We start from the raw sequence: 21,574 nt of genomic DNA, 5'->3' as shown, positions 1-21,574 counted from the left end.
GCGAAAACCTCCACCGGTTCCAGGGCACGCACATCGCCGGGCGGAGTCACCATCCGTGAATACGGCAACAAACCCGTGACATCTCCTTCACGCCACTCAACAAATTTGCTCGGCCCGTCGCCACGATCGACAAACACAACCAGTCGTCCGGAAAGAATGATGTAAAGGCCCTCCACCGGGTGGCCCTTCCTACTTAGTGCGTCTCCAGTATTCAGATTTCGAATGGACCCGTGCGCTGCCAGCCACTCCAGCTCAGTCCGGGACGCTGCGCTCAGAGTTCTATGCTCCGCCAGCCGATCGATAAGATCACGTGCTATCACAGGCGTGCAATCTCCCTATCAAACGCAAAACTGTTGCCTAACAACATATCAGAGAGAAACCTTTGTTTTCGTGAGCGGTTCATCCAGTCTCAGGAAAACCTTACGATCGGATTGGAGAGAATCGAAAGTCAAAACGATCGAGGTTGCCGAGTGGAAAAAACTTCCTACACCGCAGGATGACCGGGTTCGATCCATTGATGTTCGCTACTAATTGCTTGCTCACAGCTCGGTGTTATGTCTTGTTGTGAGAAGTGATTGGCCGCAACTCCCGTATTACGGGCTATCCGGACATTACCCGCCAAGGAGGAGATAATGTCCGAGTGGCTGACAACACTCCCGCGATCCAGGTTTTATCCTCAATCGGTGAGGTGTGCGGCCCATGCGCCATAATCCTGGGCAGCTTGCGGTTCGGTACTATTATGAGGATCTACAGTATTGAAAGCTTCCGCGAATTGCTGTCGACGCGCTCGAAGAGGGCTATGACGGCCCTGCGTTGAGGTCCTGACGTGCCAGGAGGTTCGAGGTCCGGAGTGATCGGAAAGCGGGAGAGAACAGAAATCTCGGGTCGGACCTCTAGAAAAAATCGGATAATCTCCTCTGGGAAGGATACCGATCATGTCGTTGCGCAAAGGGTTGCTGTTCGCAATGCTGTTCGCGATCGTTGCCTTGGCGGAGCCCGAAAGGGTCAACGTTTACAAGGCGGAATTTGATGTGCCGAAGCCGAATACGTTGTTGCGCGCTCCTGCGCCTGACACTCCGGCATTGCCTCGGTACCTCAGCTGGCCGGCAAACGAGCCAAGTCGATGGCTCAAGGCATTCCGCAGGAAAGGCGAATTGCTGCCGGCGTCATTTCTTCCGATTCAATTCAAGAACCCCAAAGATTTAGGTATTGGAAAGTTGCTCGTCGCGAGCCGCGGCATCGGCGACCCGCATTTCGCTGGAACAGTAATCCTGCTAGTTCACTACGATGAAAATGGCGTAGTCGGACTATTTCTCAACCGGCGCACAGATGTGCCGCTTTCTCAAGTTCTTGATCTCAAAGCCGCGAAAGACCGCTCCGACCCCGTCTATATCGGGGGTCCAATGGAACCTTCAGCTGCATTTGCACTTTTTCAGTCCTCGGCCAAGATTGAAAAAGCTGAGAACATCTTCGGTGGTGTCTATTTGATCTCCGACAAAGGCCTCTTTGAAAAAACAATTTCGGCGCGGCCTGACCCTAACGTTTTTCACGTTTACCTGGGATATGCCGGATGGACGCAAGCTCAATTGCGGACCGAGGTGCAATTGGGCGCGTGGTTCGTTTTTCCGGCAGACACCGCCACAATATTCAATTCAGATCCGGATTCTTTGTGGTTGCAGATGATTCAGAAGACAGAGTTGCGATTGGCGAAGACTGAGCCCTTCGTAGAAATCTCCCAGCCAGTAGAATTGTTTTGATAAATCCCGAGTCATTCACCAAGCCGATATTTCGCACAATACCCCGAAGTAGTTTGATCATCGTGCAAGAGGGGCTTGGAACGATCATGTCTATCACGGAAACGGCGGTACCGGTCAAGAAGGGAATGCTGGTCCGCGGGCTCGGAGAAAGACGAGGTTTCCTTCGAAGCGTTTCTCGTCGATGATAGCTCCGCCTTCGAGCGAGGCGAGGATGGAGCCTTCGGATTGCGGGAGCCGAAAACTGGATTCGACGAGCGGGTCGACCACGAGCGCGGCATCGATGGCAGTCAGGAGTTGTTCAAGGCCGGTGTGCTGAAGCGAGGAGACGGGAATCGCTTCGCGATCGCTGGAGAGGTGGGCGAGTTCCTGGGGCGGGACGAGATCGACCTTGTTCAAGACCTGGATGACAGGCTTGGTCGAGACTGCAAGCTCGGCTAAGACTCTTTCAACCTGAGTTTTCTGCTATTCGCGGACAGGGCTGGCGGCGTCCTGGACGTGGAGAAGAATTTCGGCTCTCTCGACCTCTTCGAGGGTAGCGCGGAAGCTCGTAACGAGTGTGTGAGGAAGGTTGCGGATGAAGCCGACGGTATCGGAGAGCAGGATCTTGCGGCGGGAAGGAAGCTGCAGCTGCCGTAGCTTCGGATCGAGGGTAGCGAACATGCGGGCCGATTCGAGCACGCCGGCCTCGGTGAGGGCATTGAAGAGGGTGCTTTTGCCGGCGTTGGTATAGCCGACGAGGGCGACAACGGGGACCGGGACTGCCTCGCGGCGCTGCCGCTGCTGATGGCGGATGCGGCGGACGTCGTCGAGCTGGGCCTTGATGTGGTCGATCCGAAGGTTGATCTTGCGGCGATCGGTCTCGAGCTGGGTTTCTCCCGGGCCCCGGGTTCCGATGCCGCCGCCAAGCTGCGACATGGCGCGACCGCGTCCGGACAGACGGGGCAGTTGGTATTCGAGCTGCGCGAGTTCTACCTGCAGCTGGCCTTCGCGGGTCTTGGCATGGCGGGCGAAGATGTCGAGGATGAGCTGCGAACGGTCGATGACGTGGCAGGGTAGCCGGGATTCGATGTTGCGGAGTTGTGAGGGGTGAGGTCGTGGTCGAAGAGGACAAGCGAGGCGTTGGTGGAGGCGACGACCTCAACAATTTCGTCGAGTTTGCCTTGGCCGACGAGACTGGAAGGATCGGGCCTCTGGCGGCGTTGGACGAGGGTGGCGGCAATGGTTGCACCGGCTGATCGGGCGAGTTCCTCGAACTCTGCACGGCTGGCCTCGAAGTCGAGGGTGGAGGGTGCGTGGCCCGGAAGGTCTTCTTTTCCAGCCATGACGGCGGCCGCGGTGCGGGCAAGGCGAGCGGCTGCGGTGAGTTGCTTGCGCTTGCGAAGTTCGCCGGTAAACTCGACCACGACAATCACGGCAAGTTCCTGCTGAGTTTGCGAGGTACGGAGTTCGCGGGCGAGGAGTGCCGCGTCTTGGGCCTCACTTGCTTCGACAAGACTACGACGGACGGTCTTTCCGCGATTCCGGCGTGATTGCGCTTGATCCGGGGTGCCGTCAAGCGAAGCCTTCTTGCTGGTCAAAGTTGTCTCAATTCAGGGCCGGGTTTCCGACCGACTCTCATAATGATACTGGTGGGAGATCACTTCTTCTCGCTTAAGCATCGCTAAGGTGCCGCACCGATGGCAATCGTTCATTCGCGAACACCATCACGCTGTCACCATCTTCGCCGACCAGCTCTTCACGAACGCTCCGAAACGGTCGAGCGCCTTGGAGAAATTGTCTCCGGCGGCGGCGAAGCCCAGGCGGAAATGCGAGGGCACATCGAAGCAATCGCCGGGGGCTAGCAGGATCCCATGCTTGGTGGCGGCCTGGCAGAACCGGCGGTCGCTCTCTCCGCTCACCAGCCAGGGGAACGCGGTCATGCCGCCTTCCGGCGGAATCCAGCCGAGTACGTCGCGATGGTCGGCCATGAAGCGCTCGAGGAGCTTGAGATTGCGGGTGGCTGCTTCTTGCGTCTTCCCGAGCACGACGTCACGTTTGCGGATTGCGATCTCCGAGAGAATTTCTCCCGTGGTGGTGTTGCAGATGGAGAAGTAGGCGCGCGCGGTCCAGTATTGCTGGAGGCGCTTGGCATCGTGTTCGATCATCCATCCCGTGCGCACTCCGGCAATAGAAAATGCCTTTGACAGGTCGGCGATCACGGTGGCGTGCTGCAGGCGCGCCGCCGATTTCGTTTGCCTTCCATGGTAGATGGGATGGTAGACCTCGTCACTGATGAGCTGGATTCCGCGCTTGGCGGTGAAGTCGTGCAAGGCTTCCATTTCGGCGTCGCCGATGGTCGCGCCCGTCGGGTTGTGCGGGCTGTTGACCAGAATAAGCTTGGTCTTCGAGTCGACGAGCCGCTTGATCTCGTCGGGGTCGATGCGGAAGCCATTCTCGCGGCGCACGCGATAAAAGCGGGTTTCCAAGCCAAGAGATTCCGGTAGCGCCGAGAAAGTCGTGAATCCAGGCAGCGGGATGATTACGTTCGCGCCGGGCTCGGCGGCCAGCCACATCAGGGCCACGAGCGCCTCGGAGGCGCCTGTGACGATTTGCACCGACTCTACCGGGACACTCTGCATTTCAGCGATCGCCTCACGCAGACTGTCGGCGCCGGCGGGGCGGCTGTAAACCAGGTGGTGGTTGAGGAAGCGGTGACGCGTTTCGTCGTCGGCGAGGGCGAGGATGTCGTTTATGGTCCAGGTCGGCCCGGTGCTCGCAGCGAGATTGAATTCTATGTCGTGTTCGAACTGGTTGAGCCAGGCGTCGAGCAAGAAGGGTTTGAGTTGCATGCAGGCACCTCAGAAGAGAAGTTGGCTCCTGGTATAGATTCCGCAAGCCAAGGGGCGGATGATTTTTTAGTTTACGAGCGATGAGAATCCAGCGTTTAAACAGTTTTGCTGCACACCCGCGTTGGGCGGCCTCGGTCCCTAAGCGGGCAGTAAATGCGGACCTGTTACGACGCCGCTAAAGTGGTGCCATCATACAAACCATGCCTTTTCAGCAAACTACTTGGGAGCCGTGGATTCCTTCCCCAGCGTAAGGTGCGGTTTGCCGACAACTTTGAAGCTACTTCGGTAGGCTCTGCGAGGTCAGTCGAACCAAGTCATAATGTACGCATGCCAACTTCGGGTTATAAATAGACATAAGCTGGGAGCCTTGGAAGTGACTGCGAAACGCCCAAGTGTATGTGGGTTGACTTACCAGGCTCGGTATCGCCGCTGCCACGAATCGCATCGGCTGACAGTTCGAAGGTCCCGATGTGATCGGTCACCGCATCATGCACTCCAAAGCGAAGTATCTCGTCCCCTTGGGAGGGAAGAACGAGATTGAAGCGAAAGCGCATGCCATCGGACAAGAGTTTTTTGTAGCGAGCAGGCTCAAGATCAAGGACTGCCCGGTCGAGCTTCGAGTCGATCTGTCTCCCCTTGGCGTCGTAGATAATTAAGATAAAATCGAGCACTCCATGGACCTTGCCGTCTGGAGATTCTGTGAAAGATACCGTCTTTGGATCGAAGTTCAAAGTGACGGTGTATTGCACATGTGGACCATCCTCAAAGGCAGTCTCACCTACCCACTTCGTAGCCGGTGCGCCACTTGCGGCAGCGGGCGCCGCTGAACTCTCCACCCGTCGCGGAGAGACCTCAAACAGCACCTCGGTGGCATCGGCCGTGTAGGGAGCCATCGATGCCCTGACTGCCGCGGAGCTGCCGCCCGGAGGTGGCATCGCGCCAGCGGTCCCCGACTGGGAGAATGTGAGATCAGAAGAATATTCGTGACGGTACGCCAGATGCATCCCACTCTGCTTCAGCTTAACCGTAATCTCACGGAGCGCACCCGCACGTTTCCCGCCCGGTGGCGTATAGGAGAGCGTGTAGTAGCTATGTGCCGCAGCGATCACTTTGTCGATTGCATTCGACAGGCCATTAGTGTTGTACAGAGCCATTCCGCCAGTCGCCTCCGCCATCTCCTGCATAGTGATATGCTCGCTGGCCACATCGTGGTAGAGCTGATTGTCCCGTGGCATCAACGACGTTGTCCCATAGGTTAGCTGTTGGGTATCGGGGGACTCCCCACGCTCGCTCGAGGACGCGGAAGGTGGCGGCTCCAGACCTCGCGCATCGACGGGCGACACAGCTACGCGGCTGCGGGCCAGCAGCCCCAAAGTCTTGTTGACCTCGTCCTGCATATCGGCATTGCCAGCGAACTCATTTCCTGTCGTTTGCGCATCCCGAAGGATCGTCGTGGGAAATGCGCCAGAAAACCAGATAAGGTTCTTGCGGCCCGGGATACCCGCCAGATAGCGTGACAACTCATCCAATGCCGAAAGCGACAGCTGCACGCGCATCTGGATCTTCTCCGATGTCATGCGAGCGTCCGTGTTGAGCATCATGCTCTGGACTTGTGCGACAAGGGCGTTTCCTCCCGGGGTGGAGGTGATGATATCGGTAAGCGTCCTTGAAATCTCATGGACTGGGCTGTCGTTCAGATCGCGCTGGAGCAGAGGCGAGAACTTTACGCCCTGCTGCATCAACGCGATCTTCAGCAAGGCAGGATCACTGGTGAGACCCTGCAGCATGCGCAGACGCGTGTTCAGGACAAAGATCGCCGGACGAGTTCCGGGCTTTGCGTGGTCGACAACATAGCTTACAAGCTGATCGCGGAGGTAAGGCTGACTCTCCGAGGGCGTATTGAGCGAATCGAGAAGTAAGACATCGACAGGCGACTTCTCAGGCAAAACCTGTGCGTTCGAAAAAACGCCTGCAGGAAGAGAAGAAGCAGGAGATGGACTACCGCTGGTTTCATGCTCATCGAAACTCTTGACCGTCTGTTGTGCTTTATCCTCAAAGACGCTGAAGTCCGACTCCTGCAGATGATGTACAGGGTTTCCCTGACGGTCTGTCACCATTACATCCACTTCGACCAGTTGCGCTTTCGCATGCAGTGTCGCATCGCTCTTATCGATTTGGTCACTCGACGTGGCCGCTGTTTGCGCCTCGGCGAAGCAGCCCAGGAACGCGGAGCTCCCCAGGCAAAGGACAAACGCAAGAGTTGTACCGCTCATCGAGTGCTCCTCGTATGTCCTAACCTCGGACGGCTCAAGGCTACCATCTTTGCAGAAGCGGACGTATCTCTGCAGTTCGGAGATTGACGATCAGCACTCGGTCACTGTTCCAGTCCTGCTGCGCTGCCGGGCTTCGGCATAAGAAAGAGCGGGCTTGTTCGACCCTTACATTTTCGCGGGCTTCCGATTCAGATTGGCGTCATTTCTGCCGCTTTTGACATAATGCCAGCATGAGACCGACAAGGTTTATGGTGATAGGCCGCCGAGAGTCACAAAGCGTAGCTCTCGTGTCGATCTGCGTCGGCTTGTCATTTGCTCATTGTTGCAGGCGAGCGCAGGCTCAAGCGCCCGCCGAAGCCAGGCCCGACATGGTTCCATCCGCTCAATCCGCGCCATCGCCCGCGGTCCAGCCCCCGCCTCCCACCCTCCATGTCTATACCAATCTCGAGCAGATTCCTGTACTCGTACTGACTTCGGATCATCAACGGATGAAGCCGGTCGATACGTCGAAGTTTCGAGTCAGACTGGACTCCGGACCTGCGTTCGCTCCCAAATATGTGCGGCAAGAGGGTGACGACCCCATCTCCCTGGCGGTCCTTATTGATACATCCAAGCCAAAGAACGAACTCCTCCCGCAACTTGCCCAGGCGATTGGTGATCTGGCGCCGGACTACCTCCACCCGCAGGACCTCGTCGCGGTCTACCGATTCGATTGCAACCTGATTCGCACGGTGTACTTCAAACCTGCAAATTCGGCTGGACTCAAGGACGCAGTCGACAAGGCGTTGGGGGCATGGCGGTCAGGTGGAGAAAAGCAGAGTTCCGGAGCGGCGTGCAAGCCTACCATGCCACTATGGGATTCCATGGCAAAGGCGCTTGCTGATCTTGAGCAGCAACCTGGAAGACGGTCCTTCTGGTTGTATCGGACGGCCAGGATGAGGGGAGCAAGACTGCCTGGACGCAGGTTATGAACCGGGCACAGATCGAGTCAGCGGCAGTCTTTGCCCTGACTAACACTTCGCAGATGCAGGTCAAGAGTGCAGCTTTGATCAATCAGCAGATCATTCGGCACTCGCCTCTGCTGCAATCGCCGGAAGATAAGCTCGACCAGATCTGTGAACTGAGCGGCGGGGTCGAAATGCAGACGGAGCGAAAGGTCGAGTCCTGGAGGCTCAAGGAATTCACGCAGATGGTGCGGGAGCGCTACATTTTAGAGTACCCGCGAGGGAAAGATAGGAAAGCCGGAGTTCACAGTCTGGAGGTCTCATTGGAGAGAGATGACCTTTTCATTCGGCCTTCAGGGACTACAGCTGCGGTTGCGAGCCAGGATGAGATCAAGGGGTTGAACACCATTCCTACCGATCCGTCGTTGAAGCCGGCCGAGGGAAAACGCACGGTACTGTTGCCGCCTTCACAGTAGGCCTATTAGCGTGAGTCACATGCTGAATGGGCCGAACATTGGCGTGGCGCACACGAAGACAACATCTGAGTTGATACGGAACATTGAGCCGTATTGATGCCCATTGTGAGTCGCTCGCGAGAAGTAACGCATAGTTGTCCTGCTCCGTTGTCGAAGAATCGCCATCTCCTAAGGAACTATGCGCGGACGTGGCAGATGCTAAGCAGCGCGTTCGCTTTGACTCGTTGTGCCCGAGTTTCCCATAACCCTGTTAATGAGATGGTCCGCCGCTTGATCTCCACATTGAATTGGGTGATCTTGTTGGCAGGTTCAAGGAGGATCATCGACATGGAGATTCGTTCGGTTGGCATTGATCTCGGCAAGACGACCTTTCACCTCGTAGCCCTCAACGCAGCTGGCAAGGTGCTGTTGAGGAGGAAGTTCACCCAGAAGCAGCTCATTGTATTTACCGCCAACCTGCAGACCTGCCTGATCGGTATGGAGGCTTGTTCGGGTGCTCACTTCCTCGGTCGTGCTCTGAGAGAACAAGGTCACGACGTGAAGCTGATCCCGGCTCAGTTCGTGAAGCCATTCGTGAAGTCGAACAAGAACGACTTTCTGGATGCGGAAGCCATCGCCGAAGTAGTGGACCGACAGAACATGCGCTTGGTTCCGATCAAGACAGACGACCAGCTTGACCTTCAGGCGATGCATCGTGTGCGTGATCGCCTCGTCGCCCGTCGAACCTCCGTCATCAACCAACTACGGGCCTTCCTGCTCGAGCGTGGCATGGTGTTCGCAAAGACGCCCGCGAAGCTGAAGCTGGCGATGCCAGAGATCCTCGAGAACGCAGATGCGAACCTGACGCTACGCATGCGCAACCTCGTCAGCCTGCTCTGGAGCGAGTGGAAGGATCTGGAGCAGCAGATCGTTGCGATGAACGTGGAGGTTGAACAGATCGCCTCTTCCGATCCAGCCTGCCAGCGACTCAGACAGATCCCGGGTATTGGGCCTCTGGTTGCAACCGCGATCGTAGCGGCGATCGGCAACGGAGCGGCCTTTCATAAGGGCCGGGAGTTCTCCTCCTGGCTGGGACTTGTGCCGCGACAGCACTCGACCGGCGGCAAGATCAGACTCTTCGGCATCAGCAAGCGCGGCAACAGCTATCTGAGGAAGCTGCTTGTGCATGGTGCCCGATCCGCCGTCCTCCGCGTCAAGCGAGAACGATCGCCGTTCAGTCCCTGGCTTAACGCTCTTGAGCGCCGGTCCCCGGTCAAGGTAGTGATCACAGCCGCAGCTAACAAGCTCGCCGTATCGCGTGGGCCGTTCTCTCGAGCGGACAGGACTATCGAGCGGTTCCGGACGCAATGACTGCCTAAGCAAGATTAGCCACCACCGGCATCAAGTTCTCCAACCAAGGTCTGCACTGGATAGCTAAGACGAACGAACAGTTCCCAACGGCGTGCTCGCAACCTGCTCCCGAAAATGGTCTTCCAGGACCGTCCCGTTTATCAGGAAGAGCACGCAGCGTAACTCATCATGCCAGGAGACTCCACTCTCTAACCAAAGGCTGATTAGATAAGGGCGAAGGCTCAAGTGAAGCCCGTAGACTATGTCTGGTTTAGAGACCAGGGTCAGCGGGAGGAGGAGGTCCGATGATCATAGTAGGTTGTGATTTTCATCCTAGCTTTCAACAAATCGCCATGCTCGATACCGAGACTGGAGCAACCGAAGAACACAAGCTGATGCACACGAGCGGAGAAGCGAGCAGGGCATCTACGATCTTTCCCAGGAGTACGTCTCTGCGTTCTGGCATTTCTTTTATGTAACAGACGTCACATGAAACAGTTGTTACATGCAAGTGGCAAGGACTTTAGGGAACCTCTGCGTAGGCGTCTGACTTTCTGGGGTCAGGGAGTGGGCATGGAAGATGCGCGGGTTTTGGTTGGTTTGATGCTGTTGGAGGGCTAATTGGAACGCGCATCCGCCCGTTTTCCGGGGCTTCCAGGCGCACTACTGCCCAAGGACTGCCAGACGTTTGCGGTGCAGGTACAGGTTCACCAGCGCGAAGTTCGCGCACAGGCGGTGATGGTTCTTCGCGATGCCTCTGTATCTCACTTTGTCGAAGCCGAAGATGCGCTTCAGGATCCGGAACGGATGTTCTACCTTGGCCCGCACCCTCGACTTACTCCGGTTCTTCTTTTTCTGTAACTCGTCGACATAGTTTTTGAACTTCGTCCGCTTGCAGGTCATGTCCTGTGCCTTCGGAGCGGCCTCTTGGATGGCGTCGGTCTGGCCCTGATAGCCGCCGTCGCCCCACACCTTACGCTCTTGGCCGTGCAGCAGTTCCGGTAACATGTGGCAGTCCGCCACGCTGGCTGCGCTCGTCGCCACAGAGTGGACGATGCCCTCCCTCGCGTCCACGCCGATATGCGCCTTCAGGCCGAAGTACCACTGGTTGCCCTTCCTGGTCTGGTGCATCGCCGGGTCGCGCTCGCCACTCGCGTTCTGGGTCGACGAAGGCGCATGCAGGATGGTCGCATCGACAATCGTGCCCGTCGCGATCCGGATGCCCCTGGCATCCAGATGCACGTTCACCGCATCCAGCATCAACCCGCCCAGCTCGTGCCTCTCCAGCAGATGACGGAACCGCAGGATGGTCGTCTCATCCGGCGCAGGCGCAATCCCAAGGTCCAGGCCAACGAACCGCCGCAGCGCCGCAGACTCGTACAACGCCTCTTCCACCCCAGGGTCCGACAGATTGAACCACTGCTGCACAAAGTAAGTCCGCAGCATGATCGCCAACCCTACCGGCTGCCGTCCCTTGCCCGCCTTCGCATAGTGCGGTCGTACCAGGGCTTCCAGCGCAGACCATGGAATCACCTGCTCCATCTCGTCCAGAAACAACTCCCGCCGACTCTTCCGCCCGTACTTCTCAAACACACCCTGACTCGACAGACTCTGCTGCTTCATCGCAATCTCCTCGCAGCTATCAGATTAATCAATCAGGCAAGCGATGCAGAACTTGTGCAGACTCTCCTTAGAGCGAACCCATCCGTAATGGGGTTGATAACCCAAGAGGTGAACCGTCGGCCATTCGTACGGGAGGCAGAGTCATCTCGATTAGTGCGAAATCACCAATTCACGCAATATAAAAGGCGCCCACTTTGCTGTAGGTTGTGGTTATTCGTATCACCACCTACCGAAAGGAGCGGCGTTATGAGCCAAGAGAAATATATCGGCATGGACGTCCACCAAGCAACGATCTCGGCTGCAGTCACAGATTCCCGGGGAAGTTGATCATGGAAAGTATTCTGGAGACGAAAGCGGCCACGATCCTTGAGTTCCTCCAAGGGCTACACGGAAGTTTATCGGTGACCTTCGAAGAAGGAGTCTCTGCGGCCTGGTTACATGACCTGCTGAAACCTCACGTCACCCATCTCGTGGTCTGCGATCCGCGCAAGAACGCCCTGTTGAAAGACGGCAGCAAGAGTGACCGAATCGATGCGCGAAAGCTGGCGGAGCTGCTGCGTGGCAACCAGCTCACGTCGGTTTACCATGGCGAGCACGGGATGCGCACCATAAAAGAATTAGGTCGCAGCTACCTAACCATTACGAAGGATCTCACACGAGTCATGAATCGGATCAAAGCCCTCTACCGAAGCTGGGCCATTCCCTGTAGCGGTACCAGCGTCTATGCACCGCGGCATCGCACAGAATGGTTAGACAAGATCCCGGAACCCGGAGTTCGTCTCCGGGCCGAACGGCTCTATCAGCAACTGGATCTGCTGCAACCAGTGCGTCAGCAAGCGCGACGCGACTTGCTGACCGAGAGCCGCAAGCATCATGCCGTGAAATTGCTTCGCCAGATTCCTTCGATCGGTCCGATTCGTGCAGCCTTGCTGGTTGCGCAGCTGCAGACGCCCCACCGTTTCCGTAGCAAGCGCCAGCTGTGGGCTTACAGTGGTTTCGCGCTGGAGACCCACGACAGCGGCGAGTATCGCTACGTCCGAGGGAAACTGCAACGAAACCGGGAGCGCATGACCGTGCGTGGCCTGAGTAACAACCATAATCCCGATGTGAAGAATCTCTTCAAAGGGGCTGCGATCTCCGCTAGCACTCACCCTGGCCCCCTGTACGATTTCTATGTTGCTCTTCTTGAAAAAGGAATGCGACCGACGATGGCGCGTCTCACCCTGGCACGCAAGATTGCCAGCATCACTCTAACGATTTGGAAGAAAGGAGTGGATTTCGACGCCACACAATTGCATCGGCAAGAAGCTTGAGCGTCTCTGATAAGGAGGCCTTTCCATCTCCGGCCATTCTCTTAGGTGGTGGTCGGTCGGGTTCTCGAGACGCTCGGTTCGAGGTGAGTATCAGTCAATGAGTTCGGCCTTGTGTGCTTCGGCACCGAGTCACTAATGCACGCTATGCCTCCTCGGATAACCAGAAATAGCGATAGGCCACGAGCCTCAAATAGAACCATGGTTGACATTCAAATACCAGGTCCGCTTGCCCAAGTCTAAGACTCGATTGGCGTCGTCACCACCGGAAGATGCAAGCCACGGAATGGCAAACAAGCCAAGACAAACCTCTCGAGCGAATCGAGGGGCACGTTCACAGGCAGTGGGCTGGATCTCGAGACAAAAATCTTCTCGGCGTCCGGTCGAGGGAGAAACTTTTTCTTGACATCCCTTTTTATAGAACTCATTGAGCAGCGCGGGCCGAGAAATCCCACGGTTGCGAGTTCGGGGCGATGACCGGCTATCCGGAAGTGAACCACTACATCTGGATTACTTCCTGTTTGCCGACAATCCGCTCAGAACCCGTTAATGAGCTGCTTTGACCTGTTGGCTGAGGAAACAGGGCCCACATCTCATCCGAGACGTGGGCCGCACGGTCCGTACCCACACCACCTACAACTTGTGCAGCGATCCGAATCGAAGCCTTGAGCCTGCTGCCGCGAATCCCGAACCTCCGCCTCTTCATAAGTCCACGACCTGGTAATTCGCACACTAACCCTCCTCGAAGAATCGGGATAGACTTGAAGCCCTAGACGGAGGGTGCAACCTATCTGGTAAGCGGCTCTGTTCAATAAGCTCTACAGGGTCTATTTCGCAAGCGACGGAGGACCTAAATGAGTAATCGCATAAGTGTTTTATCGCGTCGACTTGGGCGCTTCGCGGGCGGCTTCTCATTCGCAACCGTCGCCTTCTTCTCAATCGGGTTGTATGCCGCCGCCAACACGAAAGGCCAGATAGTGTTCCTCTTCGCTGGCCTTGTTTTGGTGTGCCTCTTCGCCAGCTTCTTTTTGTGGCTGGCGCACGGCTTCGCGTGGGCGATGATCCCAGAGAAGCCTGCAGAGGCGATGAAACCTGCAGAGGCGATGAGACCAGCAGAGGCGAAGAGACCAGCAGAGGCGAAGAGGCCTGCGGAGGCGATGAAAGCTGCGGAGGCAATGAAACCTGCGGAGGAGAAGGTGATCGTCTCAGAGGATCCTCCCGACGCGAAATACACCATCACCGGAAGGCGCGTCTACTGACCCTAGAGAGCTTGTCAAACTGCCCTGCAATCGCGGAGGCTCTGCACGAACGAGAGTGAGACGATGCCGCACGCCCTGCGATTGTTCTCCGTCAAAGATGAAAATTGCGACGAGAAATCGCGAACTCTGTAGCGAGCAACAACCGGCATCCGAAAGTAACCCCGAAATGTCCGTATTGCCGACCAACCGCCCGGAACGCAAAAGGCTCTCCTGTTCAGGGCTCGATGAGTAACTTGGCCTTTAGCATTTCGGAAGTTCAATCGCCGGTCGTCTTTATCAAAGGACGATGAGGTCCTGCGCAAAAACGCACCCTGTGTATCACGAATGCTCTCCTTCTTCTCTGAAGCAGGCTGCGCCATCGGAATGGCTCAGTGGCTGGAGGGCGCCCCCTGGAGCAATCGTTAATTGGACCTGACCTGGCTCGTAGGCGGACTGAAGGTTGCGAACGAGTTGCTGGACCATACGCACAATCGCCGCATTCACCGCACCGGGATTGGCTACCTGGATGGCATTGAACTCCGCCGTGCCGACTCCAATCGCCATTCGGCGGTACCCGCAGATGCAGGCTCCACTGTCGAAGTACCGAGGACTTTTCTTGTGGAACGGTAGTCGCTGAAAATAGCGCGGTCGTCTCGCGGGTCTGCAAACAATCAGAGCCAGACTGGCATGTGGGTTCATAGCTCTCTTAAAGCTTGATCATCTCAAAAACAGATATTATTGATAGGCCATGGAATTGCGGCACTTACGCTACTTTGCTGCGGTCGCGGACTCGGGTGGAATATCCCGAGCCGCCGCTAAGTTGCACGTTGCTCAGTCCGCCATCAGTCGACAGATACAGGACTTGGAAAACGAGATCGTGTTGGGTTGCTGAGTCGCGACTGCCGCAAGGTGGGGCTGACGAACGCGGGTAAGGATTTTCTAGTGGAAGCCAGGAAAGTCCTCGCAGCGGCGGAGAATGCCGTAGAGACGGCGCGACGCTCGGCACGCGGGGAGACCGGAACGCTGCGCATCGGTTCCTTCGTGAATGGAGTAGGAGCCTTTTCCCCCTCTTGTTAGAGCCTTCCGAATACGGAATCCGGGCGCGAAGTTATCGCTCTTTGAACTGTTGACACGGGAACAGATCGAAGCCCTTGCCACCAATGTCATCGACGTCGCATTCACCCGACAACCGCAAGGCGAGCATGTCAGGCTGCTGAATACGGAGTTGCTATTTCGTGAACCGATTCGTGTCGTGCTTCTCAGGAAGCATCCCTGGCGAGACCTTGCGTTAACTTGAGCGACTTGGCGGAAGAATCCTTTGTTCTGATGGAGCGCGAAGCAGCGCCGCGGTTCTTCGATTCGATTATTGCCTTGTGTTCCCAAGCTGGTTTCTTTCCACGGATCGCAACTTTATCAAGCAACTGGTCTGGGCTCCTTACCCATGTGGAGTCCGGAGAAGGAATTGGGCTGGTGTCGGCTGGTGTTCGTCGCTTCAAAACTGACGATCTTGCTTTCTGCGACCTCAAGCCAACTACCTCCGTTGAGTTGGTAGTGGCGTGGAGGAAAGCTGATGATTCACCCATCCTCCGCTCATTTCTCGAACTGATACGGGAACGAAAAGAGGGCATTCGGAGACAGGCTAGCAGCGGCTAGGTTGCAACCGAGAAACAGCTCGTGCCTCTCGGCGCTTAGGTTCGTGGCAGAGGCCAACTTCTTCAAGCGCAACTTTCTATCTCTTTTTGAGATGGAGAAGCTCTCGTTAAAGCGGCGTCCTTGTCTATCCCGCGCGATCCAATCCTATATAAACGGCTGCAGTTTATTGCAGACCATCCGCTCTTCGCAGAAGGAAGGATAAAGATGAGTTCAACCAAAAATCTCTTCAATATGCCAAAGGTCAATGGCATCCAGCCGTATCCCGAACAGCCCTACTACTCCAAAAATCGAGAGTATTTTTTGATCGAATATGAGACCGACGTCAACCTTCTTCGACAGTCTCAACGCTCAATTCGACTTTCGACACCATCGTTCTCAATCTCGCGCTGAAATCCAACGAGTCACTGCCTTCTCGGGTTTGGCATGCACCTTGCCTTGATTACACACGTAAAGGAGTAGGCAGCGTGTTGAGGATATCCGTCACCAAGGGGCGCCTCAAGCGACTTGCCGCGCGTCAGGATCACGCTGCGTTCGATGAAGTTTTCTAATTCGCGAATATGCCCCGGCCAATCCCACGCCGTTAGGCTTTTCATAACAGCAGTAGGAACAGCTTCGATCTTTTTCTGCATTTGATTGGCGAACTTCTGGACGAAATACCTGACCAGCAGTGGAATGTCCTCTTTGCGATGCCTTAGAGGCGGAATCCGGATAGGAAACACATTGAGCCGATAAAACAGATCGCTGCGAAACTCGCGCTCAGCAGTCATCTTTTCGAGATCCCGATTGGTCGCCGCCACCAGGCGCACATTCACCTTTCGAGTATGAGTGCTGCCTAGCCGTTCAAATTCACGCTCCTGCAGGACACGCAGCAGTTTCGGCTGAGTCTCAATCGGAATGTCGCCTACCTCATCCAGAAACAGAGTGCCTTGGTCCGCGAGTTCCAGCCGTCCAGCCTTTTGACTGATAGCTCCAGTAAAGGCACCCTTTTCATGGCCAAATAATTCGCTTTCGAGCAGGCCGGTTGGAATTGCTGCGCAGTTAAGCTTCACAAACGTGCGCTCTTTGCGACGGCTGCGGTCATGAATTGAGCGAGCGATTAGTTCCTTTCCGGTTCCGGTTTCGCCAAGCAGCAGAACAGTAGAATCGCTTTGGGCAACCGTTTCGACCATTTGCAAAACGTGCTTCAGCGTTGCGCTGCTTCCGATGATCTGCTCGAAACCCATCTCGCTGCGAATTTCTTCTTCCAAGTAGAGCTTCTACCGGGCAAGCTTGTCCTTGAGTTCGGAAATTTCACGGTATGCCAAAGCGTTCTCAACTGCGATTGCGATCTGGCCTGAAACTTGTGCAAGAAACTCTAAGTCGTCTGGCGAGAAAGAGACATCCGTCATTCTTGCAATCACCAGTGCCCCCAACGCTCGACCCCGGTTCGCGAGTGGTATCACACAGTGTTGCTGCAAGCCCTCAGCAATCGCCAACTCTCGTACCTCCGGGGCGAATGCGTCGGGATCGTGCGTGCTCACGAGCGTAGGCTTCAAGCTTTCAAGAGGTCTCCTACCGGGGCCGACGGGTGTCAGAAGCAATCCTTCTCTAATGAGTCCTTTGCCATTTGGGAAGTCCAGCGCCAGAAGCCTTTGGCCTTCGGACGGGCCGTCGGGCAGGGTGATGGCCACCATGTCGCACCGCATAACCCCACAGATGTAAGAGATAGCGCGCAGCAAGTCTCGAAGTTCTAGGTTCGAGGTGATTTGGTTAGTTACGTTCAGGAGCAACTTCAGCCGGTCATTTTTCGTGCGAAGGTCCGCCTCACTTTGCCGTAGCTCCTGCTCTGCACGGTTATGCTCCGTTTCATCGATCACAGTACCCAAAAACTCACAGAGATTGCCGGCTTCATCGAGGACCGCATGACCGACGGCGTGAATGTCTCTGATCGCTCTTTCCGGATGAACGATCCGATAGTCCAGTTCGAAATCCGCCTTGTCGCGGATGGCTTGCTCGAACCGTTCCATACTGGCCACTTGATCTTCCGGGTGAATTCGATGAAGGAATTCTTCGAATCGCGGCAGCGGGCCGGCGGGATCGAACCCCAGCACGCGGTAGCATGTCTCCGACCAGTACCTTATATCACCGGTCTCGGGGTTCCGTGCCCAACTGCCAGTTTGGCTGGTCTCTGCGCTGCCGCCAGATATACTTCGCTTTCGCGTAGCCTCCGTTCCGCGCGTTTGCGCTCAGTGATGTCACGATATATTACGTAATCACAAATCTGACTTCCCGCAATCGACACAGGCGCGCTGAGTATCGAGACATGAACGCGAGTGCCATCCTTGTGCTGCCGAACGCCTTCGACGTTCAAGCTCTCTCCGCGAAGACGACGACGGGTGAATTCCCCGCCTCAGCCAAAGATTCTTCGGGAACGATTAGCTCGTTAAGTTAATCAGACGCCCACACGCTTCCTCCTGGGCATGACCGAAAACCTTGGTGAATTCCGGATTGACCTGCAAAATGCGATCATCTGTGTCAGGCAAAACGATGGCTTCTGGCACTCTTGCAAACAGCCCGTCGAGGAGGGCCGTTTGTCGATTGAGCATGTCCAGAGAAATGGCCGCGCTATTACGAGCCTCTCCCACGACGGAAATTGTAGCGCTATCTGTGAAGAAAAGAATAGCTTTCAAAATTTCAGCACACAACTTCGACTATGCCGAATGCCCGTGAAAAGAAATGTCCTAGCTCTCAAAATGAGGTGCTTTTTTGCCTGGCAAAGCATGGAAAACTGCTTTTGTCTAACAGACGGAGGCGGATGAGCAATGCACCAGGGAAGCGTTCTTCAGTCGAGTCGAAAAGTAGGTCCGGATGTATGGTTATTTCGCTGGTCAGAAAGGACCACAATCGTCGACGCATTTATCGTAAGAGGTTATCCGAGGAACGGTTAGTACCGACATGTCGGCCAGTGTTTACAAATCCAGTCCACTTGGCCGTATCACCGGCTATCGTCCGAGATGCCGACTTTTCGTCCAAGTGGAAATCAGTAAACACTAGAGCGTTTTGAACGAGGCCGCGGGCGCGGCGGACGCTGCGCGTGCGATACTCCGGACATCATGGGCTGCCAAAGCGTCCTGAATCGACTTTCGCCTATTTTGCTAACTTGACGTTCTTCAGCATGTTGCAGGCGAAAGTCCATTCAATTCCCACAGGCTGACCGCATCCCCTGCAAACGCCAGTGGCTCCCTTCAAACGGCTCTATTACTAACTGCCCAACCGGCGATCCCGGCGACAGCAGCTCTGCGTGCTGGGCAGTCAAGATAGAGTCCTAACGTTTTCTCGGTACCGATCTTTGCAAGAAACTGCAATAAAGCCTCATCCTTGCCGCTTTGCAGAGAACGTCATGGTTATAATCACACCCCTCCCGCGACTCCTCCCCGACTAAGTACGACTAATTCCGGCTGCTTGCTAGACGATGTCGGTCCAACGTGTCTACCAAGGCTCAAGAACGGCAAAATGATCTTCGGAGCTTATGAAGACTCGCTGAAACAGCACAGTCGGCAACACCCCGTCGATCTCGCTGCTCGGAATGTCTTTGCCTGCCGCTGTCGGCGCCACGAAGGAAATCTGATGTAAGAAGTGCGGTCCCACTTGTATGTCCTGCGGCTTCAGGACAGCATAAGCGTGGACGGCTCCATCCGTGCCCTTGCTGCGCAGGAGCGCGCTTGCCAGCGGCGCTGGGTGCAGTCTCTTCGCATCGAATAACAGCGGGGCATTGATACCCGAATCCAATTGCAGACGCAGCGAGCCCCCGCCAATGCCATCGACACGCACCGAAATAATCAGAGGCTGGGTAAACGGTAGATTCTGTTCCGGATGCGGTGGCGATGCCAGTGCGATGCGCTCGCCCTTCACCTTTGCCTGCAACTGTTTCGTATCATCCAGGCAAACAATGCCATGCGCATAGTCGATGAGCAGATCGAAACGTCCCAGGAAATCCTCGCCAAGAATCCCCCGGACGCGGGGTCGGAGACCTGGATCTGGCCCAGCGGATGGACTAAAAGAAGCGGGTTCTTCAGAACATGATCGCCCGCCTGCAACGATTCCGGAAGAGCGAACGAAGCGCGAGTGAAGAAGCCAGCGCCGGTCACTCTAGCAGAGCCTTGCAACCCCAGCCCCAACTCTGAGGCCAGCCTCGGATCGATGGTGGTCATCTGTTCCCCTGTGTCCAGGACAAAGTCATAGGGACCGGAACCGTTCAGTATGACCGGCACAATAACGATAGAACGCTCAACAAAACGCGGGCGTATACTGGCGACGTTTCCCGGGCAGCGCGCTTCGGCATAAAGCGAGGGAAGCACGGTCGCTGCAAGACTCGCGGTTGCGACCCACATTAAAGTTGTCATCGGAGATCACCTCAGCTTGGTTGGCTGGGTGAACTCTCCCCTCACGGGTAGGCATGGTCATGATGGGAGTGATGATGTTTTTATGACGCGTCGCAAGTGCCTTATTTTCAGTTTTGCGGACATCGAGGTCCGAGAAAGAGAACTGAGCATAGTAAGGAACGGCGAGTCGTTCGCCGTGGAGCCGAAGGCATTTCGTGTCCTGGTGGTTCTGTTAACCAATCCGCACACAGCCATTACGAAGGACGAGTTGCTCGACGCAGTCTGGAATGAAACTTCCGTATCCGAGAACTCGCTGACGCGCAGCATCGCCCTGTTGCGCCGCCTCCTCGGAGACGACCCCTTCGATCCGCGCTATATCGCCACAATCCCCACAGTCGGCTACCGATTCCTATGCGATGTGAGAGTCGTGGAAGACGGCTTCATTGGGAAGGTGGACGAGCAGCAGTGTCGGCCCTCCGTCGAAGCCAATATCCCATCGAAATCCGAAGAGAAGCAGCCCAGCCACCGCCGCTGGCGACTATCCCCATTCCTTGTCGTCGGGCTCTGCGTGCTGGCGGTCGGTATCCTCGCTACATTATCTCTGGTAGACCCTGCGGCGGGCAGACGCGAGGTGCCACAACCTCGAGTCACCGAACAGCGAATCACCTCCAACTCTCCCGAGGCTCCGGTCGAGCATGCGGTCGTGTCTCCAGACGGCAAATATCTGGCCTATTCCGACCCCACCGGACTCTATCTGCGTGTGATCGCCTCCGGTGAAACACGCCGCTGGGACGTGCCGAAGGATTTCATCGGCCTCCCCGCCAGCTGGTTCCCGGACGGCACTCATCTACTGGTGGCACGATCGGACGGGCCGACACTCAGCCTCTGGAAGCTGTCACTGTTCGGTGCCACTCCGCGAAAGCTCATCGACAACGCTGGCCCGGCTTCGGTGTCTCCCGACGGGACCCGGATAGCCTTCACGACGACCCCGCTTAACTCGGGAAACGAGCTCTGGGTCATGGGTGCGGATGGATCCAACCCCCGCAAGATAGCCGAGGCCAGCCCACCCGAAGGGCCGACCCACTCAGGTAGTACGATAGCTTCCCCCGCCTGGTCGCCGAATAGTCGGCGGATCGCCTGCATCGAGCATCATTGGTTTGTTGCACTCGCTCCCCTCACGGATATTTCCTCCGTATGGACGCGTGACGCGGACGGCGGCGATCTTCGGGTGATCCTTCGAGATGCCTCGCTTGGGTGGGCACTCTCTCCTGGGCGCCAGACGGGCGCATTCTCTTTGTCTCTCGTGCAAACACCGCCGCTGAGCGCGCCGATGAGGAAGTGCGTTCCATTCCCGTGAACGAACTAACCGGAAAAGCAATCGGGCAGCCACAACTCATCACCAGTGGTGTGGGGAGCATCGGGGGATAACCGTCACCTCAGATGGGAAGCGGCTGGTTCTATGGAGACAAAACACCCAGGAGCAGGCTTTCATCTCCGAATTTGATGCCGGTGCGCGAAAGTGGAAAACGCCCCGGCGTCTGACACTCGATGCGAACGGGAATATGGCCACAGCCTGGCTGTCTGACAGCAGGACGGTCTTGTTCGCTTCCAATCGGAATGGAACTTGGACACTCTTTAAACAGGCGATCGATGAAACGACGGCGGATGTCCTGGTCGAGGGACACAGCATATACCTTCCCCGGCTGAGCGCGGACGGTTCCCAAGTGCTTTACCTCTCGCAACCTGATCCGGACGATCCGTCGGTTCCCAAATCCCTGATGC

20 protein-coding genes and 4 pseudogenes are annotated in these 21,574 nt (G+C 56.3%); 12 read left to right on the top strand and 12 right to left on the bottom strand.

The window, feature by feature from the left end:
• Positions 1 to 26 precede the first annotated feature (26 nt).
• Positions 27 to 176, bottom strand: a pseudogene (locus RBB80_RS27130) (ATP-binding protein); the annotation flags it as partial.
• A 759-nt stretch (positions 177 to 935) separates the two neighbouring features.
• On the opposite strand from RBB80_RS27130, the gene RBB80_RS27125 reads away from it, so the two are divergent.
• Positions 936 to 1,757 (top strand): YqgE/AlgH family protein, encoded by an 822-nt coding sequence (locus RBB80_RS27125; RefSeq protein WP_433965343.1) that lies wholly within the window; start codon positions 936 to 938, stop codon positions 1,755 to 1,757.
• A gap of 11 nt (positions 1,758 to 1,768) precedes the next feature.
• On the opposite strand, the pseudogene hflX reads toward RBB80_RS27125, so the two are convergent.
• The 3 genes and pseudogenes from hflX to RBB80_RS27110 all read right to left on the bottom strand — a co-directional run bounded on the left by hflX (position 1,769) and on the right by RBB80_RS27110 (position 6,858).
• Positions 1,769 to 3,334, bottom strand: a pseudogene (gene hflX / locus RBB80_RS27120) (GTPase HflX).
• Between the two features lie 126 nt (positions 3,335 to 3,460).
• Positions 3,461 to 4,585, bottom strand: a complete 1,125-nt coding sequence (locus RBB80_RS27115) for an aminotransferase class I/II-fold pyridoxal phosphate-dependent enzyme (RefSeq protein ID WP_433965342.1) — start codon at positions 4,583 to 4,585, stop codon at positions 3,461 to 3,463.
• Between the two features lie 341 nt (positions 4,586 to 4,926).
• On the bottom strand, positions 4,927 to 6,858 hold the full coding sequence (locus RBB80_RS27110) for a VWA domain-containing protein (protein ID WP_433965341.1): 1,932 nt from the start codon (positions 6,856 to 6,858) through the stop codon (positions 4,927 to 4,929).
• 368 nt (positions 6,859 to 7,226) lie between these two features.
• Between RBB80_RS27110 and RBB80_RS27105 the strand changes: the two genes are divergently transcribed.
• The 3 genes and pseudogenes from RBB80_RS27105 to RBB80_RS27095 all read left to right on the top strand — a co-directional run bounded on the left by RBB80_RS27105 (position 7,227) and on the right by RBB80_RS27095 (position 9,636).
• A complete protein-coding gene (locus tag RBB80_RS27105; RefSeq protein WP_433965340.1) occupies positions 7,227 to 7,829 on the top strand; it encodes a hypothetical protein in 603 nt (200 codons plus the stop codon).
• Positions 7,826 to 8,278, top strand: coding sequence for a hypothetical protein (locus RBB80_RS27100; RefSeq protein ID WP_433965339.1), 453 nt, complete (start codon positions 7,826 to 7,828; stop codon positions 8,276 to 8,278). The genes RBB80_RS27105 and RBB80_RS27100 overlap by 4 nt, the downstream gene beginning before the upstream one ends.
• A gap of 327 nt (positions 8,279 to 8,605) precedes the next feature.
• Positions 8,606 to 9,636 (top strand): annotated as a pseudogene (locus tag RBB80_RS27095) (IS110 family transposase).
• A gap of 634 nt (positions 9,637 to 10,270) precedes the next feature.
• Here RBB80_RS27095 and RBB80_RS27090 read toward each other — a convergent pair.
• Positions 10,271 to 11,230 carry an IS5 family transposase gene (locus RBB80_RS27090; RefSeq protein WP_433965338.1) on the bottom strand — a complete coding sequence of 320 codons (960 nt, stop codon included), beginning with the start codon at positions 11,228 to 11,230 and terminating at the stop codon, positions 10,271 to 10,273.
• Positions 11,231 to 11,559: 329 nt separating this feature from the next.
• Between RBB80_RS27090 and RBB80_RS27085 the strand changes: the two genes are divergently transcribed.
• Together RBB80_RS27085 and RBB80_RS27080 are read left to right on the top strand one after the other, a co-directional pair.
• Positions 11,560 to 12,543, top strand: a complete 984-nt coding sequence (locus RBB80_RS27085) for a transposase (RefSeq protein WP_433964555.1) — start codon at positions 11,560 to 11,562, stop codon at positions 12,541 to 12,543.
• 851 nt (positions 12,544 to 13,394) lie between these two features.
• Positions 13,395 to 13,799 carry a hypothetical protein gene (locus tag RBB80_RS27080; protein WP_433965337.1) on the top strand — a complete coding sequence of 135 codons (405 nt, stop codon included), beginning with the start codon at positions 13,395 to 13,397 and terminating at the stop codon, positions 13,797 to 13,799.
• A gap of 318 nt (positions 13,800 to 14,117) precedes the next feature.
• Here RBB80_RS27080 and RBB80_RS27075 read toward each other — a convergent pair whose 3' ends face one another.
• On the bottom strand, positions 14,118 to 14,342 hold the full coding sequence (locus RBB80_RS27075) for a hypothetical protein (protein WP_433965336.1): 225 nt from the start codon (positions 14,340 to 14,342) through the stop codon (positions 14,118 to 14,120).
• 184 nt (positions 14,343 to 14,526) lie between these two features.
• Here RBB80_RS27075 and RBB80_RS27070 point away from each other — a divergent pair, with 184 nt between their 5' ends.
• The 4 genes and pseudogenes from RBB80_RS27070 to RBB80_RS27055 all read left to right on the top strand — a co-directional run bounded on the left by RBB80_RS27070 (position 14,527) and on the right by RBB80_RS27055 (position 15,821).
• Entirely contained in the window at positions 14,527 to 14,670 is a 144-nt protein-coding gene (locus tag RBB80_RS27070) for a LysR family transcriptional regulator (RefSeq protein WP_433965335.1), read from the top strand.
• On the top strand, positions 14,664 to 14,855 hold the full coding sequence (locus RBB80_RS27065; RefSeq protein WP_433965334.1) for a hypothetical protein: 192 nt from the start codon (positions 14,664 to 14,666) through the stop codon (positions 14,853 to 14,855). Before RBB80_RS27070 ends, RBB80_RS27065 begins: the two co-directional genes overlap by 7 nt.
• A 10-nt stretch (positions 14,856 to 14,865) precedes the next feature.
• Positions 14,866 to 15,431 (top strand): annotated as a pseudogene (locus RBB80_RS27060) (LysR family substrate-binding domain-containing protein).
• 204 nt (positions 15,432 to 15,635) lie between these two features.
• Positions 15,636 to 15,821, top strand: a complete 186-nt coding sequence (locus RBB80_RS27055) for a hypothetical protein (protein WP_433965333.1) — start codon at positions 15,636 to 15,638, stop codon at positions 15,819 to 15,821.
• Positions 15,822 to 15,832: 11 nt separating this feature from the next.
• Here the strand turns inward: RBB80_RS27055 and RBB80_RS27050 are convergent, their stop codons facing one another.
• From RBB80_RS27050 to RBB80_RS27040, 3 genes are read right to left on the bottom strand one after another with little or no spacing between them, the layout of a single operon-like run.
• Positions 15,833 to 16,678 carry a sigma-54 interaction domain-containing protein gene (locus tag RBB80_RS27050; RefSeq protein WP_433965332.1) on the bottom strand — a complete coding sequence of 282 codons (846 nt, stop codon included), beginning with the start codon at positions 16,676 to 16,678 and terminating at the stop codon, positions 15,833 to 15,835.
• A 9-nt stretch (positions 16,679 to 16,687) separates the two neighbouring features.
• Positions 16,688 to 17,551: a PAS domain-containing protein gene (locus RBB80_RS27045; protein ID WP_433969893.1), complete on the bottom strand. Its 864-nt coding sequence runs from the start codon at positions 17,549 to 17,551 to the stop codon at positions 16,688 to 16,690.
• Complete coding sequence (locus RBB80_RS27040; RefSeq protein WP_433965331.1) at positions 17,548 to 17,781, bottom strand: PAS domain S-box protein; 234 nt, start codon at positions 17,779 to 17,781, stop codon at positions 17,548 to 17,550. The genes RBB80_RS27045 and RBB80_RS27040 overlap by 4 nt, the downstream gene beginning before the upstream one ends.
• Here RBB80_RS27040 and RBB80_RS27035 point away from each other — a divergent pair.
• Positions 17,734 to 17,862: a hypothetical protein gene (locus tag RBB80_RS27035; protein WP_433970104.1), complete on the top strand. Its 129-nt coding sequence runs from the start codon at positions 17,734 to 17,736 to the stop codon at positions 17,860 to 17,862. The genes RBB80_RS27040 and RBB80_RS27035 overlap by 48 nt on opposite strands.
• Here RBB80_RS27035 and RBB80_RS27030 read toward each other — a convergent pair.
• The 3 genes from RBB80_RS27030 to RBB80_RS27020 all read right to left on the bottom strand — a co-directional run bounded on the left by RBB80_RS27030 (position 17,846) and on the right by RBB80_RS27020 (position 19,813).
• Positions 17,846 to 18,100, bottom strand: coding sequence for a PAS domain S-box protein (locus RBB80_RS27030; protein WP_433965330.1), 255 nt, complete (start codon positions 18,098 to 18,100; stop codon positions 17,846 to 17,848). The two genes, RBB80_RS27035 and RBB80_RS27030, sit on opposite strands and share 17 nt — an antisense overlap.
• Before the next feature lie 799 nt (positions 18,101 to 18,899).
• On the bottom strand, positions 18,900 to 19,334 hold the full coding sequence (locus RBB80_RS27025) for a hypothetical protein (RefSeq protein WP_433965329.1): 435 nt from the start codon (positions 19,332 to 19,334) through the stop codon (positions 18,900 to 18,902).
• Positions 19,319 to 19,813 carry a retropepsin-like aspartic protease gene (locus RBB80_RS27020; RefSeq protein WP_433965328.1) on the bottom strand — a complete coding sequence of 165 codons (495 nt, stop codon included), beginning with the start codon at positions 19,811 to 19,813 and terminating at the stop codon, positions 19,319 to 19,321. The genes RBB80_RS27025 and RBB80_RS27020 overlap by 16 nt, the downstream gene beginning before the upstream one ends.
• Before the next feature lie 82 nt (positions 19,814 to 19,895).
• Between RBB80_RS27020 and RBB80_RS27015 the strand changes: the two genes are divergently transcribed.
• A complete protein-coding gene (locus tag RBB80_RS27015; RefSeq protein ID WP_433965327.1) occupies positions 19,896 to 21,149 on the top strand; it encodes a winged helix-turn-helix domain-containing protein in 1,254 nt (417 codons plus the stop codon).
• Positions 21,150 to 21,574: the final 425 nt, after the last annotated feature.

The organism is Tunturiibacter gelidiferens (assembly GCF_051013345.1).
In the GTDB taxonomy this organism is placed as follows: domain Bacteria; phylum Acidobacteriota; class Terriglobia; order Terriglobales; family Acidobacteriaceae; genus Edaphobacter; species Edaphobacter gelidiferens_A.
This window is presented reverse-complemented; position numbering and strand designations above follow the sequence as displayed.